Below are 16,675 nucleotides of genomic sequence, written 5' to 3'. Positions count from 1 at the left end.
GTGAAAGCGCCTCCGCCGCGCGGAGGCGGGGCCTTAGCGACGCGCTTGCATCGAGGCGATGAAGCGGTCGAATAGCGGCGCAACATCGCGCGGGCCGGGGCTGGCCTCGGGATGGCCCTGAAAGCTGAACGCCGAGCAATCGGTACGCTCGATGCCTTGCAACGTGCCATCGAACAGCGAACGGTGCGTGGCCCGCACGTTGGCCGGCAGACTCGCTTCGTCGACCGCGAAGCCGTGATTCTGGCTGGTGATCATTACCCGGCCGGTATCGAGGTCCTCGACCGGATGGTTGGCGCCATGATGGCCGTTGTTCATCTTCACCGTGCGCGCCCCGGAGGCCAACCCCAGCAGTTGGTGCCCAAGGCAAATGCCGAACAGCGGCACATCGGCGGCGATGACCTCGCGAATCGCCGCGATGGCGTAATCGCAAGGCTCCGGGTCGCCAGGCCCATTGGCCAGGAAGACACCATCAGGGTTCATCGCCAGCACGTCGGCGGCCGGGGTCTGTGCCGGCACCACCGTCAGGCGGCATCCCCGCGAGGCCAACATGCGCAGAATGTTGAACTTCGCCCCATAGTCATACGCCACCACATGAAACGGACGCTCGCGCTCGGCCGCATCGGTGTAGCCGCTGCCCAGCGCCCATTCGCCTTCGTTCCATTCATAAGTGTCGCGGCAGCTGACTTCCTTGGCGAGATCCATGCCTTTGAGGCCGGGAAAGGCGCGCGCGGCAGCCAAGGCCCGCTCGACGGCATCCTCGCCCTCGGCATCGCTACCCGCCAGAATCGCACCGTTCTGCGCACCCTTGTCACGCAACAGTCGCGTCAGACGCCGCGTATCGATATCGGCGATGCCCAGCACGTTGCCACGCTTGAGGTACTCGTCGAGGCTCGCCTCACTACGGAAGCTGCTGGCCATGAGCGGCAAGTCACGGATCACCAAACCGGCCGCAGCGATGGCGGCGGACTCGATGTCCTCGGCGTTGACGCCGGTATTGCCGATATGAGGATAAGTGAGGGTAACGATTTGTCGCGTATAGGAGGGGTCGGTGAGGATTTCCTGATAGCCAGTCATGGCCGTATTGAAAACCACTTCACCACTCGTTTGCCCATCGGCTCCGATGGCGCTGCCATGAAATACACTACCGTCTTCCAAGGCCAATATCGCGGGTCTGATCAACGCAACGTCCTCCCCTTGTCATGCGCGAGTCTGAGCCAGGGCCGGCGAGCCGCCGGGCCCCTCGTATTCAAGGAGCACTGAGAGTATCGACGACCGCTGCTCGCGGGTCGTAAAAAAGCGGGACGAAACCTGAAAGAAGCCCGGTTTCATCCCGCCTTGTTGTCATTCGCTCGGATCCCTGTGGCCATCAATGCGTTTGCTTGGCCAAATTGGCTCGATGATACGCGATTTACAGGTCGTAGACTAGCCCTTGAGGCCCAGTACGTCCTGCATATCGTAGCGACCGCTGTCGCGCGATGCGACCCAGCGCGCCGCACGCGCCGCGCCCTTGGCGAAAGTCATGCGGCTAGACGCCTTGTGCGTAATCTCGATGCGCTCGCCCTCGGTGGCGAACATCACGGTATGCTCACCGACAATATCGCCGGCACGCACGGTGGCGAAACCGATCTCCTTGTCGCCGCGTGGCCCACACTGCCCCACACGCTCGAAGACGCCATCGTCCTTGAGGTCGCGATTCAAGGCCTTGGCCACGACCTCTCCCATCTTCAGCGCCGTGCCGGAAGGCGCGTCGACCTTGTGGCGATGATGCGCCTCACTCACTTCGATATCGTAGCCCTCGTCACCCAGCGCCCGAGCAGCGGTTTCCAACAGCTTGAGGGTAAGGTTGACGCCGACGCTCATGTTGGGCGCGAACACCATGGGAACGCGGTCACGATAACCGTCGAGCTCGGCGAGCTCGGCGTCGGAGAGTCCCGTGGTGCCGATCACGATGGCCTTGCCGTGCTCAGCACAAAACGCCAGATTGGCCAACGTGACCCGAGGCGTGGTGAAGTCGATCAGCACATCGAAGGCATCGACGATGGCAGCCGGGTCATCCGTGGCGTTCACGCCCAAGCGCCCAGCACCGGCGAGCTCGCCCAGATCGGCACCGACCAATGAGCTACCGGGCTCGACGATGCCTCCCGCCAAGCTGGCCTCGGGATCCTGCTGTACGGCATTGACCAGGGTGCGGCCCATGCGCCCGGCGACGCCGACGATGGCGATACGCGTCATGTGGACTCCTTGCGATTGCGTGTCGATGAATACCGGAGAGTATACCAAACCGTCCCGCATTCCCGTCACGCACACCGCCGATCATGAATATGACGTGATCGCGGATGAAGCCACGTCGGCATCACGTCACAGCAGGCTGCCAGACAATATCGAGCGTCTCGCGGTTCGCCATTCGCTCGAGATGCACCGCGACGACCTCTTCGAGGCGCTCACGGGTCGCCGCATCCTCGGCCGTCAGTTGCAGATGCAAGGCACCCGCCTCGGCGCGCATGTGGCACACCCCGCCATCGAACGTGACGCGCCCCTGATGCTCGTCGTGGGCAACGCTCAGCTTGTGCTGCCAGTGCTTGCACAGGCGATTGATATAACGCGAACCGGATGTCGTCGACACGACAGCTTGGGACTCGGACATAAGGCCTCCCTATTCGATTAGCATTCTAATGGTAATCGAATTATGGCACGCACGGGCACTCCCAACACGCAACGAAGCGTTCGAGGTAAGACAGCACTCGCCTGTGCAGCGAGGCCAGCCCCTTATACGAGAAAACCCCGCCATGTAAGCCATGGCGGGGTCTGAGGAGAAAATGCCGAGGTTCGCCTACGGCTTCATGTCCTCGAAGAACTTCTTCACGCCGTCGAAGAAGCTCGACTTCTTAGGCGAGTGATGGCTGTTGCTGCCGTCCAGGCTTTCCTGGAAGCTGCGCAGCAGATCCTTCTGTTCCTCGCTCAAGTTGACTGGCGTTTCCACCACGACCTTGCACAACAGATCGCCTGGCGGGCCGCCGCGAACCGGTTTGACGCCCTTGCCCTTGAGCCGGAACATCTTGCCGGTTTGCGTCTCCGGCGGAATCTTCAACTTGACTCGACCGTCCAGGGTCGGCACTTCCAGCTCGCCGCCCAGCGTCGCATCGATGAAGTTGATCGGTACGTCACACAGCAGATGGCGACCGTCACGCTCGAAGATCGGGTGCGGCTTGATCGCTGCCTGTACGTAAAGGTCACCCGGCGGCCCACCGTTGAGCCCCGATTCACCTTCGTTGTTGAGACGAATCCGATCACCGGTATCGACCCCGGCAGGGATCTTCACGGACAAGGTCCGCGTTTCGCGCACGCGACCTTCACCATGACACTTGCGGCACGGCACCTTGATGCTCTGACCAGCGCCATGACAGGTCGGGCAGGTCTGCTGCACGGCGAAGAAGCCCTGCTGCATGCGCACCTGACCCTGACCGTGACAGGTCGGGCAGGTCTCCTTGCTGGAACCCGGCTCGGCGCCATCGCCATCGCAATGCTCACATGCGACGTGACGCGGTACGCGAATATCGACCGTGGTACCGGCAACGGCGTCCTCTAGATCGATCTCGAGGTTGTAGCGCAGGTCGGCACCACGCTGCGGCGCATTGGGGTTGCGACGACCGCCGCCCCCGAAGATATCGCCGAACACATCGCCGAAGATATCGCTGAATCCGCCTGCTCCGGCGCCGCCGCCACCGAAGCCGCCGCCCCCTTGACCATCAACGCCGGCATGGCCGAACTGATCATAGGCAGCACGCTTTTCTTCATCGGCGAGGACTTCATAAGCCTCGGAGACTTCGCGGAACTTCTCCGCCGAGGTGTCATCATCCGGATTACGATCCGGATGGTACTTCTGGGCGAGTCGACGGTAAGCCTTTTTGATCTCTTTCTGATCAGCTCCCCGCTCGATGCCCAATACTTCGTAATAGTCACGCTTGGACATGGATGGTCCGCCTCCGTGTCGGCGCTGCGCAAACAGCAACGCGGGAGAGCATCCCCCGCGCTGCCGTCATGCGAGCATCAGACGTCGTGGTTACTGCTTTTTCTGGTCGTCGTTGACTTCCTCGTACTCGGCGTCAACCACGTCGTCTTCTTTCTTCTGGGCGCCATCGTCGGCTTGCTGCTCACCGCCCTCGGCGCTCGCATCGCCTTGTTCGGCGTACATCTTCTGCGCCAGGTTACCGGAGGCTTCGGTCAGCGCATCGAGCTTGGCCTGGATATGCTCCTGGTCGTCGCCCTTAGTGGCTTCCTCAAGTTCGCTGATCGCGGTCTCGATCTGCTCTTTCTCGCTGGCCTCGACCTTATCGCCGGCTTCTTCGAGGGTCTTGCGCGCGGCATGGACCATGCCATCGGCCTGGTTACGCAGCTGCACCAGTTCCTCGAACTTCTTGTCCTCGGCCTCATGCGCTTCGGCGTCCTGGACCATCTGATCGATCTCTTCGTCGGAAAGACCACCAGAGGCCTTGATGACGATGGACTGTTCCTTGCCGGTAGCCTTGTCCTTGGCGGAGACGTTGAGGATACCGTTGGCATCCAGATCGAATGCGACTTCGATCTGCGGCACGCCACGCGGCGCCGGCGGAATGTCGGCCAGATCGAAGCGACCCAGTGACTTGTTGCCGCTGGACTGCTTGCGCTCACCCTGCTGCACGTGAATGGTCACGGCAGTCTGGTTGTCATCCGCCGTCGAGAAGGTCTGCGTCTTCTTGGTCGGGATCGTGGTGTTCTTCTCGATCAGCGGCGTCATGACGCCACCCAGCGTTTCGATGCCCAGAGTCAGCGGCGTGACGTCGAGCAGTAGCACGTCCTTGACGTCGCCGCCCAGTACGCCGCCCTGGATTGCCGCGCCAACGGCCACAGCTTCATCCGGGTTGACGTCCTTGCGGGCGTCCTTGCCGAAGAAGTCGGCAACCTTGGACTGCACCAGCGGCATGCGCGTCTGGCCACCCACCAGGATCACGTCGTCGATCTCGGACGAGGACAGACCGGCGTCACTAAGCGCCGTCTTGCAAGGCGCCAACGAGTTCTGCACCAGCTCTTCGACCAACGACTCGAGCTTGGCACGCGTGACCTTGACGTTAAGGTGCTTGGGCCCAGTGTTATCGGCCGTGATGTACGGCAGGTTGACCTCGGTCTGCTGTGCCGAGGAGAGCTCGATCTTGGCCTTCTCGGCAGCTTCCTTCAGACGCTGCATGGCAAGGCTGTCGCCGGACAGATCGATGCCGGAATCGCTCTTGAACTGCTGCACGAGATAGTCGATCAGCTTGAGATCGAAATCTTCGCCGCCCAGGAAGGTGTCACCATTGGTGGCCAGCACCTCGAACTGGGTCTCGCCATCGACATCGGCCACTTCGATGATGGAGATATCGAAGGTACCGCCGCCCAGGTCATAGACCGCGATGGTCTTGTCGCCACGCGCCTTGTCCATGCCATAGGCCAGCGCGGCCGCCGTCGGCTCGTTGATGATACGCTTGACTTCGAGACCGGCGATGCGCCCCGCGTCCTTGGTAGCTTGACGCTGGCTATCGTTGAAGTAAGCCGGCACGGTGATCACCGCGTCGGTGACTTCTTCACCGAGATAGTCTTCGGCGGTCTTCTTCATCTTCTTCAGCACTTCCGCACTAACCTGCGGCGGTGCCAACTTGCTGCCCTTGACCTCGACCCAAGCATCGCCGTTATCGGCCTCAGCGATGGTGTAAGGCACCATCTTGATGTCTTTCTGGACGACGTCGTCCTTGAACTTGCGGCCGATCAGGCGCTTGATCGCGTACAGCGTGTTGCTCGGGTTGGTGACGGCCTGGCGCTTGGCTGCCTGGCCAACCAGCGTCTCACCATCGTCGGTGTAAGCGATGATGGACGGCGTGGTGCGTGCACCTTCCGCGTTTTCGATCACCTTCGCGTTGCCGCCGTCAAGGATGGCAACACAGGAGTTGGTGGTCCCCAAATCAATACCGATGATGCGTCCCATTGGAATACCTCAAAATCGTTGCTTGACTGTTTCGTCTTCGTCGGCGGCATTGCCGCCTCGTTGTTCGTCTATTTGGGGGGTGGGGCCACGCCTTTCAAGGGCATCGGCGTCACATCCCTCCCCTGCCACATCAATTGGCGGCTTGGCTGACGACTACCATCGCCGGACGTACCAGACGTCCATTCAACAGATAACCCTTTTGCATGACCTCGATCACGGTGTTGGGCTCAACTTCGGAGTTGGGCACCATGGTCATGGCTTCATGCACCTGAGGGTCGAACGGCTCGCCTTGCGGATCGACGGCTTCCACGCCGAACTTATTAAGCACGTCGAGCTGCAGCTTCAGAGTCATCGAGACCCCTTCGCGATGCACCTCGCTAGCGCCTTCCTGCATCGACTCCAGCGCCTTTTCCAGGCTGTCGATGACCGGCAGCAATTCCTTGACGAATTTTTCCAAGGCGAACTTGCGTGCCTTTTCGACATCTTGCTCAGCGCGGCGACGCACGTTCTGCGCTTCGGCGGCGGCACGTGCCGCCTGATCCTTGGACTCCGTCAAGGCTTGCTCCAGTTCTTCGACACGCACAGCCAGCGCGTCGGCTTCCGGGTTTTCGAGCGCCTCGGCATCGGCCTCGCTGGCCTCGACATCCTCGACGACGCCTTCGAGTTCGGCATCGTCTCCGGTGGTGTCGTCCGGCTGGGGTTCAGCATCGCGCTCAGCGCGAGCCAACTCTTCCTCGGTCGGGGTCTGCGGGTCTTTGGCCATGAGTTTCTCCTGACAGCTGGCGCGGCCCGAAGCCGCATCTAATAAGCGATTGCCTCCTATATGGGGATGCGATGAACGATCTCAAGCCACCCATATCGCTTGAGACGACTGGCAATTGAAGCCCTCACCCAACTACTGTATAAACACACAGAGATCAGCTTCGTTTCCGACGCCCGGAGGTTTTCATGCTGATACAGCTAGCCATTCGCGACTACGCCATCGTCGAACGCCTCGATCTGGACCTGCACGACGGTATGACGGCCGTCACCGGTGAGACCGGCGCCGGCAAATCGATCATGCTTGGCGCTTTGGGGTTATGCCTGGGAGAGCGCGCCGACGTGGGCAGCGTACGCCACGGCTGCGAACGTGCGGATATCAGTGCGCGCTTCGATATCACCCAGCTCGCCGACGCCCGTGCCTGGCTCACCGAGCGGGAACTACCGCAAGACGAGTGCTTGCTGCGGCGCGTCGTCACCGCCTCGGGGCGTTCCAAGGCCTGGATCAACGGTCAGCCAGTCACGGTGAGCGATCTGAGAGCACTTGGCGAGCACCTCATCGAGGTCCACAGCCAACACGCCCATCAAGCGCTCTTGCGCGAAGAAACGCACCTGCGTCTGCTCGACACCTATGCCGGCCAGACCGAGGCCGTGGCGACTCTCGGCGAGCACTTTCATCACTGGCGCGCACGCCGACGGCGATTGCGCGATTTGCAAGAAAGTGGCGATGAAGTTCAGGCACGGCGTCAGCTACTGCGTTACCAGGTCGAGGAGCTGGATCAACTGGCACTCGCCGAAGGCGAACTCGAGACGCTAGAGGACGAGCAGACCCAACTGGCCAACCTCGAGGAGGTCTTGGGGGATGCCCAGTTCGCCGCCGACTGTTGCGATCAGGACGAACACGGCGCACTTTCATTGCTGCATCACGCCAACGCTCGCTTGGGAAACGCCCCTGAACAGACCCAACGCCAACTGGCAGACGCCCTGGCCATGCTGAGCGAGGCTCAGATCCAGATCGAGGAAGCGGCACGCGAACTACATCGCTTCGTCGACACCACCGAGCTCGATCCTCAACGACTGATGGAGGTCGAGGCCCGTCTCGGCGAAGTGCATCGCATCGCACGTAAGCATCACGTCATGCCTGAAGAACTTCGCGACCTGCATCAGCGCCTGAGCGACGAACTGGCGAGTCTCGAAGGTGGTGAACATGACTTGGAAGCACTCGCCGAGGAAGTAGAACAGGCTCGCGACACCTACAGGCAGCAGGCACGAGCGATCGGCGAGGCACGTCTTGAGGCAGCGCGCGACTTCGGCGAAGCCGTTCAGGCGCAATTGGCCTTCCTGGGCTTGGGCAAAGCGACCTTCGAGGTTGCCATTACACCGCGCGAGACGCCCCAGGCTGAAGGGCTCGATCAGGTTCGCTTCATGATCAGCGCCAATCCCGGTCAGCCGTCACGCCCACTGAGCAAAGTTGCCTCGGGCGGCGAACTGTCGCGCATCAGCCTGGCGATCCAGGTCGTTGCCGCACAGCATAGCAGCGTCCCCAGCATGGTCTTCGACGAAGTCGATGTCGGCGTTTCCGGCGCCATCGCGGAAATCGTCGGCCAACTACTGAGGCGCCTCGGTGCCCAAGGGCAGATCTTGACCGTGACGCATCTGCCGCAAGTCGCAGCTCAGGCGCATCATCATCTGCATATCGAAAAGCGTGCCGAACACGATACGACCCTGACGCACATGGCGCTGCTCGACGATGCCGGGCGCGTACGAGAACTGGCGCGCATGCTAGGCGGCGTCAAACTATCCGACCGTACACTGGCACACGCTCGCGAAATGCTCGACGCCAGCCAGCACGCCCAGCATTGAGCTAACCTGGCGCTATAGCCACCTTCAACGGTGAGGTACGAAACGACGAAACCGGCCATGAGGGCCGGTTTCGTCGTCGGTGTACGCTAACTGCTCAGACTACTTCTTGCCAGGCCCCGAGCCTTCTTGACGCGTCACGCTAGAACCCTTGGGGCGTACGTACAACACCAGGGCATGATCGACGAGCTCGAAGCCGTGCTCCTCGGCGATCTCGCGTTGACGCCGCTCGATGGTGTCGTCGAAGAACTCGATGATCTCGCCGCTTTCCAGGCACACCATATGATCATGGTGCTCTTCCTGCGACAATTCGAACACGGCATGCCCGCCATCGAAATTGTGACGAATCACCAGCCCCGCCGTCTCGAACTGGGTCAAGACACGATACACAGTCGCCAGACCGACATCGTCACCTGCGTCGAGCAGAGCTTTGTAGACATCTTCGGCGCTCAGATGGTGTTGGTCCTGCGTACTTTCGAGAATTTGCAGGATCTTGACACGCGGCAAGGTGACTTTTAGCCCCGCCTTGCGCAGTTCATGGTTCTGATCGGCCATGGTTGCGGTTGCTCTTCGCAGTATCGTGGTAGGTCAGGTATGATCAATCCAGGCAACGATAGTGAATGATAGGCGCAAATGCAAAACTTGATTAAAACAGTCACCTTTTCCGTCGCCCTGACGCTCGTCAGCGGGTGCAGCTACGTCGGCGTTTACAAACGCGACTTGGCGCAGGGCAATCTCATCACCCAGGACATGGTCTCGCAACTCGAGACTGGCATGACCAAGGAGCAGGTGCGCTATGTAATGGGCAGCCCCTTGCTGCAAGGCCCGTTCGACGAAAATCGCTGGGACTACGTCTTCTATCTCGACGAAGCCTATGACGATGTGGAAGAGAAGCGCGTGACGCTGACCTTCCAGAACGACAAGCTGGCCGACATCGAGCGTGAGGGCGACATTGAGGACGATGTCGAACTCTCGACTCAGAGCGGCCCCGGACCGGCCGTGGAAGGCTCCGGACCAGGCGATAGCGCTCCCGCAGCGGGCCCCAGTTACGCTCCAGAAGAGTAAGCGTGCTTAGTCGCCGCCCCGAGCCCGCGCCAAGCGCGCTTGCTTGGGGTCGACTTCCAATGGGCGGTAGACTTCGACGCGATCTCCTTCCACTAGCGTATGTCGGGCCGGCTCGCGCAATGCCTGCCCATAGATGCCTAGTGGTGCGTGACTGAAGAAGTCGGTCCCACGCTCGGGAAACAGGGTAGACAAATCAGCCATCGAGACCGCTTCGCGCGCCGACGTCCCAGAAGGCACCGTGAGCGCGATGACATGCTGACGATGAGGCTCCGCAAAGGCGACCTCAACGTTGATATGCGTTTGTTCGATGTCACTGGCGGCCATAAAGCGCATCCGCGCGACGCGTAAACGCGTCGACCAATTGGCCAGCCACTTGCTGAAACAGCTTGCCAAACGCCATTCCCAACAGGCGGTTGGAAAATTCGAACTCCATTTCCAGGCTCACCCGACAGGCCGACTCGCCCATCGGCGTGAACAGCCAGCGACCGTTGAGACGCTTGAAAGGCCCCTCGGCCAACGACAGCTCGATGCGCTCATAGGGATAAAGGTCATTACGCGTGGCCAACGTCTGCTCCACGCTCCCTTTACCCAGAGTCATCTCACCTATCAGATAGCGCCCCTCTTCGTGCTCAATGACCCGTGCACGACGACACCCCGGCAAGAACTCAGGGTAACTCTCGAAATCGTTGACCAGACCGAACATCGCCTCGCATGAATGTCTCACCAAGGCAGACCGATTGACCGTAGGCATTCACCACTCCGCTGACTTTGTTGCGCCTTGCGCGTATGATGGAAGGTTAACATCAAGGCCTTGAATGATATCACGCCTTCCCCCATGTCATGGGGCTAGCGGATTCGGCGCATCGTAATGTAGAGGTTCCATGGCCAAGAAAAAGGGCAATATCGGCTCAAGTACCATCGCGCAAAACAAGAAGGCTCGCTTCGAATACCATATCGACGAGACCTTCGAGGCTGGCCTGTCGCTGGCCGGATGGGAAATCAAGAGCATGCGCGCCGGCAAGGCGCAGCTCACCGATACTTACATCCTGATCAAGAATGGCGAAGCGTGGCTGCTAGGCAGTCATATCACGCCGCTCGACACCGCGAGCACGCATGTCGTGGCGGATCCGTCGCGTACGCGCAAGCTGCTACTGCACCGCAAGGAGATCGCCAGGATCTTCTCGCGTACCCAGGACAAGGGGCATACATGCGTGCCGCTGAAATTGTACTGGAAGAAGAATCTCGTCAAATGCGAGCTCGCGCTAGTACGCGGCAAGAAGATGCACGACAAGCGCGCCACCGAAAAGGCCCGCGACTGGAATCGCGAAAAGGCCCGTATCATGCGCGCCCACTGAACGCGACAAGGGCGCACCGAGAAAAAGACGCCTCTGTCCACGAAAAGCCGTGGCGACGGGGTTGAACTAGCCTCGGGGCGTCCCAACCTGTTAGACTGTAGAAACGCTTACGGGGGCGACATGGCTTCGACGCCGGTGACAATCCCTGAGGTGCATGCCGAGAGCGTAACGTATCTCGTAAATCAAACGTTACGACCAATAGTCGCAAACGACGACAACTACGCTCAGGGCGCGCTGGCAGCGTAACAACTGCTAGCTTCTAGTCCGGCCCGGAGGTGATGTGCCCATTCATCACCGATGGGATACGAGCTCAGATTGATGGGATCGCGGCTGGCTTTGTCCTCGCGTCAGCCGCTAAAACTTAGAGGAATCGCGTCGCTGGATCCTGCCCGTCGGAGCCAGAGGCGCTAAATTAAAAGACGGACCTAAGCATGTAGAGCCGATGGGTGAGTGCCGGCGGACGGGGGTTCAATTCCCCCCGCCTCCACCAAACACCGAAAAAGCCAACCCCACGGGGTTGGCTTTTTTCGTTAACGGGGCCGAGTGCCCCTGAGCTTAGCCGGAGTGACTTACGACTCTGGCAGCCACTCTTGAACCATGTCCTGATGTTCCTCGACCCACTGTTTGGCATTTTCGTAGGGGTCGGAGTCTTCCTCTTGATTCATCAGCATGACTTCGCCCATGTCTTCGGCGGTCCACTCGAAGGCATCCAGGATGGCATAGGCCTCGGGCATGTCTTCCTTGAGTCCCTGGCGAACGATGGTATGAATCTGCTCGGCGCCACCATAGACATTTTTGGGATCGTCCAGGTACTTGAGATCCCAGCGCGCGAACATCCAGTGCGGCGTCCAACCGGTCACAGCGATATCTTCATCGTTAGCGATGGCGCTTTTCAGTGCTGCGGTCATCGTGGCGCCGCTTCCGCTTTGCAGGTTCAGGTCAAGATCGTATTCCTCAACGACCTTGTCGGTGAGGCGCATGATCCCGGCGCCCGGGTCGATACCGGTGAGCTTGTTGTCGAAGTCATCGGCATGCTCATTGAGGTCCGCAATCGAATCGACCTCGCTATAGGCCGGAACCACCAGACCCAGCTTGGTGCCGTCCAGGTTGACGCCCGTATCGACCAGTTGATCCTTAAGTTTGGCGTAGTAATCCTCATGCGTGGTCGGAAGCCATCCGGCCAGAAAAGCATCGGTGTCGCCAGTAGCCACGGACTGCCACATGGCGGCGGCGGACAGCGAGGACATCTTAACCTCGTAACCGGCTTGTTCGAGTACAGCCCGCATTACGTTGGTGGAGGCGACCGTAGAAGACCACTCGACGTAGGATAGATTAACGGTGCCCTTATCTTGAGCCTGCGCAGTAGTGGCCGCCAAGCCAGCACCGGCAATCAAGGCCAGACCGGCGAGACGCATCGATGACTGAGTCATGGGAAATGCCTTTATTGGAAGTGTGACTTAAGCATGCCGAGAAGAGATACTCGATGCAAATCGAGGCACCTCCCTGCATGAGGCAACGTCAACAAGCCGATGCTGACCATGTATTGCTAAAGTGTCAGGCAGTACGGATTCGTACAAGTATGGTACAAAAAAGCATGAAGCCGTTATCATCATGCTAGCGGTGGCTCATATTCCTTTCGTGACGCCTAGCCGCCGAAACGGCTGCGTCCATCGCTCGACGCTCGGCAATGAGCCACCTAGTGTTAGTATTGCTAGGCAAATTCATCATAAACGATGTGGCTGCATGCCACTCAGTTCATTCCGTACAAGGAGGTTACCGCGTGCCGACTCTACGCCTCGATACGTGGCTCAGCCGTTGGTTGTTGCTGTGTCTGCTTTTCGTGATGGCGCCGGCCCTGGCTCAACAGGACGCGACACCCACGGACGGCGACACTCCGGCCTATTCGAGCCTGGCCGACATGCTCGAAAACGAGCAGACCCGCCAGACGATCATCGACCAACTGCGTGCCCAGGCAGCCCAAGAAAACGCCCTGAATGTCGAAGGCGCATCCTCTCCCGAAGAGATCGCCGACGGCGCGCCCAGCAACCAGACGGCGGCGGAGGTCTCTTTTCCTCGTCGCCTGGCCGATGCCACCAGTCATATCGCGGGCAATCTGGGCGGTCAGTTCAAGAGCCTAGGCACGGCTCTAGTCGGCTTGTTCAGCAGTAGCGATGCAAGCGCCAGCGGGCCAGGCTTCGATACCGGCGTATTCCTAATCGCCGCGCTCAACCTCGCGCTGGTGGTCATCGGGGCCTTCGTTGCGTTGTTCGTGCTGCGACGTATCGCGTCGCCACTGTTCCGCAGGCTCAGCCAATGGTCGTCGCAGCCCACTGAAAAAAGCGCCTTGCTACGCACCGTCATCGCCGTCGTACTTGCCGCCATCGTGGATGTCGTCGTCGTCATACTGGCCTATGTCGTTGGCAACCTGGTGGCGACCTTTGCCATCGGTGTGGCAGGCAGCATGGAAACGCGTTTCTCGCTATTCCTGAACGCCTTCTTGATGATCGAGCTGTTCAAGGCCGCGCTGCGCATGCTGTTCTCATCGCATTACGATGGCCTGCGCCTGATGCCTATCGCCTCGCCACAGGCCTCATCCTGCAATCGCTTCCTCGCACGCCTGGCCGGCTTCATCGGTTATGGCATGCTGGTCGCTGTGCCCATCATCAATTACAACCTGTCACCTGCGCTCGGCCAGGGGCTCGGCACGCTGATCATGCTGCTCGCGCTGATCTACGCCGCGACGGTGATCCTCAAACACCGCATGCCGCTGCGCGACGCCCTGATGCAACGCGCCGATAATGCCGACATGAGCGCTACGCGTTTCGCGCTGCGTCTGCTGGGCCGCACCTGGCACATGCTGGCCTTGGCCTATGCTTTGGTGGTCTTCGCCGTCACCGTGCTGCATCCGCAGACGGCGCTGCCCTTCGTGCTGATGGCTACGCTCAAGACCGTCATCATCATCGGCATCGGCATGTTGGTCTCGGGCGTACTCACCCAGCTTATCGGCCGCCGCATTCGCCTCTCCGGGGATCTCCAGCGTCGCCTCCCCTTGCTTGAAACGCGTCTCAACGCCTACGTGCCGACCACCCTCAAGGTGATTCGCGCGATCATCTTGATCGTCGTGGCGATGTTCGTGCTCAGCGCTTGGCATGTCTTCGACCTCGCGGCCTGGTATGCCTCCGAGGCCGGCATACATGTCGTGGGCACCACGCTGAATGTGATCATCATCCTGCTGGTGGCCATCGCCGCCTGGATCGGCCTCGCTAGCCTGATCGAGCATCGCTTGAATGCGGATGCAGGTGCCGGTGAACCTTCAGCCCGCGCCAAGACACTGTTGTCCCTGTTCCGCAACGCCCTGGCGATCGCCTTGATCACCATGACGGCGATGATCATATTGGCGGAAATCGGCATCAACATCGGCCCGTTGATCGCCGGTGCCGGGGTTCTCGGCCTCGCCATCGGTTTCGGCTCGCAGAAGCTGGTACAGGACGTTATCACCGGGGTCTTCATTCAGTTGGAAAACGCCATGAACACCGGCGATGTCGTCACCGTCGGCGGCACCACCGGGACGGCCGAACGCGTCGGCATCCGCTCGGTGGGTATTCGCGATCTCTCGGGCACCTACCACATCGTGCCGTTCTCCTCGGTGGATACCGTCTCCAACTACATGCGCGAATTCGGTAACCACGTCGGCGAATACGGTATCGCCTACCGCGAGAGCATCGACGATGCCATCGAGCAATTGCAAGCCGCCTTCGACGCTCTCAAGGAAAGCGAGCACGGCTACAAGCTGCTTGAACCGCTCAGCGTGGCCGGCGTCACCGCACTGGCCGACAGCTCGGTCAACATCCGCGTGATCATCAAGACCACGCCGGGCGACCAGTGGGCCGTGGGTCGTGCCTACAACCGCTTGGTCAAGATGTACTTCGACGCTGCCGGCATCGAGATTCCGTTCCCGCACACCACGCTTTACTTCGGGCAGGAAAAGGATGGCAACGCACCACCCGCCAACCTGCGCCTCATGCAGCAGGCCTTCAATATCGACGGCAGCCCTGCCGGTCAGCCCAAGGCCCGAGACATTACACCTGAGGCAACGAAGACGTCCGAAGCGACCTCCCAGCGGCATTCTCAGCCGGACCGTGACAATGATCCCGATCCGGATGAGAGTAGCTGACCTTTCCTCAACCTCGACGAAAAAGGGCCGCCCCATCCGGGGCGGCCCTTTTTCGTCGACGGCCTAGCGATCAGACCACGCTATCTCACTGCATCGTCACCAGCATGATCGCGCAGAGTATCGCCGTCACCCACATGGCAGGCTTGATCTCGACCAGACGCCCCGTACAAAGCTTGATCGCCACGAAGCTCAAGAACGCGAAGGCGATACCCAGCGTGATCGAGTACGTCAGCGGCATGACGATGATCGCCAAAAACGCCGGAAAAGCCTGATCCATTTTCTGCCACTCGATACGTCCTACCGGGGCTAGCATGAACACGCCGACCATGACCAATGCCGGCGCAGTGGCGATCGCCGGCACCAGCGACAGCAACGGTGACAGGAACAGGAATGGAAGGAACAGCAGCCCACAGACGATCCCAACGATTCCCGTGCGCCCGCCCTGGGCAACGCCCACTCCGGACTCGATGAACGTCTGCGCGGCACTGGTCCCCAGCGGCGCAGCGATCATCGAGGCAAAGGCATCCACGGTCATCGAGCGCTTGAGATTACGCGGCTGCCCGTCGGCGTCCTTGAGATCGGCGGCTTCCGAGAGCGCCAGGAAGCACGACAACGCATCGAAGAAGTTGGTGAACAGCATCACGAAGATGAACGGCCAGTAAGCGACCTTGAGCGCGCCCCACAGATCCACCTGCCACATGACGCTGAAATCCGGCCACGCGGCAAGGCCGCTCCATGCCACGACGACATCCGAACCCCAGAGTCGCCCCATGGGTATCGCCACCAGCGTAGTGATGACAATCCCCAGCACCAGCGCGCCGTTGACGCGCAACGTGACCAGAATCGCGGTCAACAGCATCCCGGCAATGAAGGTAATCAACGCTGGGTCCAGCCCCCCTAGCGCTATCAGCGTAGCAGGGTCATCAACGACGAAGCCGGCGTTCTTGAAGCCGATGAAGGTAATGAATAACCCAATACCACAGGTGATGCCATAGCGCAGCGAATCGGGAATCGCCTCGACGATCGCCTTGCGCACGTTGAAGAATGCCAGCAGCGCAAACAGCACCCCCGACCAGAACACGCAGCCCAGCGCCACTTGCCAAGGCAGTCCCGCCCCCTGCACCAGGGTATAGGCGAACAGCGCGTTCATCCCCATGCCGGGCGCGACGAGAATAGGGTTACGCGCGTACAACCCCATCGCCAAGCTGCTAAGGAAGCTGATCAGAACGGTCGCCGAGAGCCCCGCCGAGAAAGGAATGCCCGCATCACTCAAGATCGAGGGATTGACCACGATGATGTACATCGCCGCCAGGAAGGTCGCCAGGCCAGCAAGTAATTCCGTTCGCAGGGTCGAGCCATAACGGCTGATGCCGAAGTAACGCTCCAGGGCACTGTCCTGCTGCGTCGTCGATGACGTGGCGGCACGTCGGTGGGGAGTCTGCGCCATGATGTTTTCCTATGTGTATC

The 16,675-nt window shown here is 60.4% G+C and carries 15 protein-coding genes and 1 other RNA gene; 5 read left to right on the top strand and 11 right to left on the bottom strand.

Going from position 1 to position 16,675, the window contains the following annotated elements:
- Window positions 1–33: 33 nt before the first annotated feature.
- The 6 genes from carA to grpE all read right to left on the bottom strand — a co-directional run bounded on the left by carA (window position 34) and on the right by grpE (window position 6,758).
- Window positions 34–1,179, bottom strand: coding sequence for a glutamine-hydrolyzing carbamoyl-phosphate synthase small subunit (gene carA / locus L1075_RS10945; protein WP_246941821.1), 1,146 nt, complete (start codon window positions 1,177–1,179; stop codon window positions 34–36).
- A gap of 243 nt (window positions 1,180–1,422) precedes the next feature.
- Window positions 1,423–2,232 carry a 4-hydroxy-tetrahydrodipicolinate reductase gene (gene dapB / locus L1075_RS10940; protein ID WP_040239945.1) on the bottom strand — a complete coding sequence of 270 codons (810 nt, stop codon included), beginning with the start codon at window positions 2,230–2,232 and terminating at the stop codon, window positions 1,423–1,425.
- Window positions 2,233–2,353: 121 nt separating this feature from the next.
- Entirely contained in the window at window positions 2,354–2,644 is a 291-nt protein-coding gene (locus tag L1075_RS10935; protein WP_040239948.1) for a DUF2218 domain-containing protein, read from the bottom strand.
- Between the two features lie 186 nt (window positions 2,645–2,830).
- Window positions 2,831–3,970 (bottom strand): molecular chaperone DnaJ, encoded by a 1,140-nt coding sequence (gene dnaJ / locus L1075_RS10930; protein ID WP_040239951.1) that lies wholly within the window; start codon window positions 3,968–3,970, stop codon window positions 2,831–2,833.
- 90 nt (window positions 3,971–4,060) lie between these two features.
- The gene (gene dnaK / locus L1075_RS10925; protein ID WP_040239953.1) at window positions 4,061–5,995 is read right to left on the bottom strand and encodes a molecular chaperone DnaK; all 1,935 of its coding nucleotides are present in this window, start codon (window positions 5,993–5,995) and stop codon (window positions 4,061–4,063) included.
- Window positions 5,996–6,125: 130 nt separating this feature from the next.
- Window positions 6,126–6,758, bottom strand: coding sequence for a nucleotide exchange factor GrpE (grpE, locus tag L1075_RS10920; protein ID WP_246894401.1), 633 nt, complete (start codon window positions 6,756–6,758; stop codon window positions 6,126–6,128).
- Between the two features lie 185 nt (window positions 6,759–6,943).
- Between grpE and recN the strand changes: the two genes are divergently transcribed.
- Complete coding sequence (gene recN / locus L1075_RS10915) at window positions 6,944–8,617, top strand: DNA repair protein RecN (RefSeq protein ID WP_246941819.1); 1,674 nt, start codon at window positions 6,944–6,946, stop codon at window positions 8,615–8,617.
- Window positions 8,618–8,716: 99 nt separating this feature from the next.
- Here the strand turns inward: recN and fur are convergent, their stop codons facing one another.
- Window positions 8,717–9,169 (bottom strand): ferric iron uptake transcriptional regulator, encoded by a 453-nt coding sequence (gene fur, locus L1075_RS10910; protein WP_040239960.1) that lies wholly within the window; start codon window positions 9,167–9,169, stop codon window positions 8,717–8,719.
- Between the two features lie 78 nt (window positions 9,170–9,247).
- Between fur and L1075_RS10905 the strand changes: the two genes are divergently transcribed.
- A complete protein-coding gene (locus tag L1075_RS10905) occupies window positions 9,248–9,679 on the top strand; it encodes an outer membrane protein assembly factor BamE (RefSeq protein ID WP_075369703.1) in 432 nt (143 codons plus the stop codon).
- Window positions 9,680–9,685: 6 nt separating this feature from the next.
- Here the strand turns inward: L1075_RS10905 and L1075_RS10900 are convergent, their stop codons facing one another.
- Complete coding sequence (locus L1075_RS10900) at window positions 9,686–10,003, bottom strand: RnfH family protein (RefSeq protein ID WP_246941816.1); 318 nt, start codon at window positions 10,001–10,003, stop codon at window positions 9,686–9,688.
- On the bottom strand, window positions 9,990–10,430 hold the full coding sequence (locus L1075_RS10895) for a type II toxin-antitoxin system RatA family toxin (RefSeq protein ID WP_097021344.1): 441 nt from the start codon (window positions 10,428–10,430) through the stop codon (window positions 9,990–9,992). Before L1075_RS10895 ends, L1075_RS10900 begins: the two co-directional genes overlap by 14 nt.
- A 130-nt stretch (window positions 10,431–10,560) precedes the next feature.
- Between L1075_RS10895 and smpB the strand changes: the two genes are divergently transcribed.
- Together smpB and ssrA are read left to right on the top strand one after the other, a co-directional pair.
- Window positions 10,561–11,034 carry an SsrA-binding protein SmpB gene (gene smpB / locus L1075_RS10890; RefSeq protein WP_040239969.1) on the top strand — a complete coding sequence of 158 codons (474 nt, stop codon included), beginning with the start codon at window positions 10,561–10,563 and terminating at the stop codon, window positions 11,032–11,034.
- Between the two features lie 111 nt (window positions 11,035–11,145).
- Window positions 11,146–11,524, top strand: a transfer-messenger RNA (tmRNA) gene (gene ssrA, locus L1075_RS10885).
- A 79-nt stretch (window positions 11,525–11,603) separates the two neighbouring features.
- On the opposite strand, the gene L1075_RS10880 is transcribed toward ssrA, so the two are convergent.
- Window positions 11,604–12,464 carry a glycine betaine ABC transporter substrate-binding protein gene (locus L1075_RS10880; RefSeq protein ID WP_040239979.1) on the bottom strand — a complete coding sequence of 287 codons (861 nt, stop codon included), beginning with the start codon at window positions 12,462–12,464 and terminating at the stop codon, window positions 11,604–11,606.
- A gap of 350 nt (window positions 12,465–12,814) precedes the next feature.
- Here L1075_RS10880 and ybiO point away from each other — a divergent pair, with 350 nt between their 5' ends.
- On the top strand, window positions 12,815–15,208 hold the full coding sequence (gene ybiO / locus L1075_RS10875; protein WP_040239982.1) for a mechanosensitive channel protein: 2,394 nt from the start codon (window positions 12,815–12,817) through the stop codon (window positions 15,206–15,208).
- An 85-nt stretch (window positions 15,209–15,293) separates the two neighbouring features.
- Here ybiO and L1075_RS10870 read toward each other — a convergent pair whose 3' ends face one another.
- Window positions 15,294–16,655, bottom strand: a complete 1,362-nt coding sequence (locus L1075_RS10870; RefSeq protein ID WP_040239983.1) for an NCS2 family permease — start codon at window positions 16,653–16,655, stop codon at window positions 15,294–15,296.
- Window positions 16,656–16,675: the final 20 nt, after the last annotated feature.

The organism is Chromohalobacter beijerinckii (assembly GCF_023061185.1).
GTDB lineage: Bacteria > Pseudomonadota > Gammaproteobacteria > Pseudomonadales > Halomonadaceae > Chromohalobacter > Chromohalobacter beijerinckii.
This window is presented reverse-complemented; position numbering and strand designations above follow the sequence as displayed.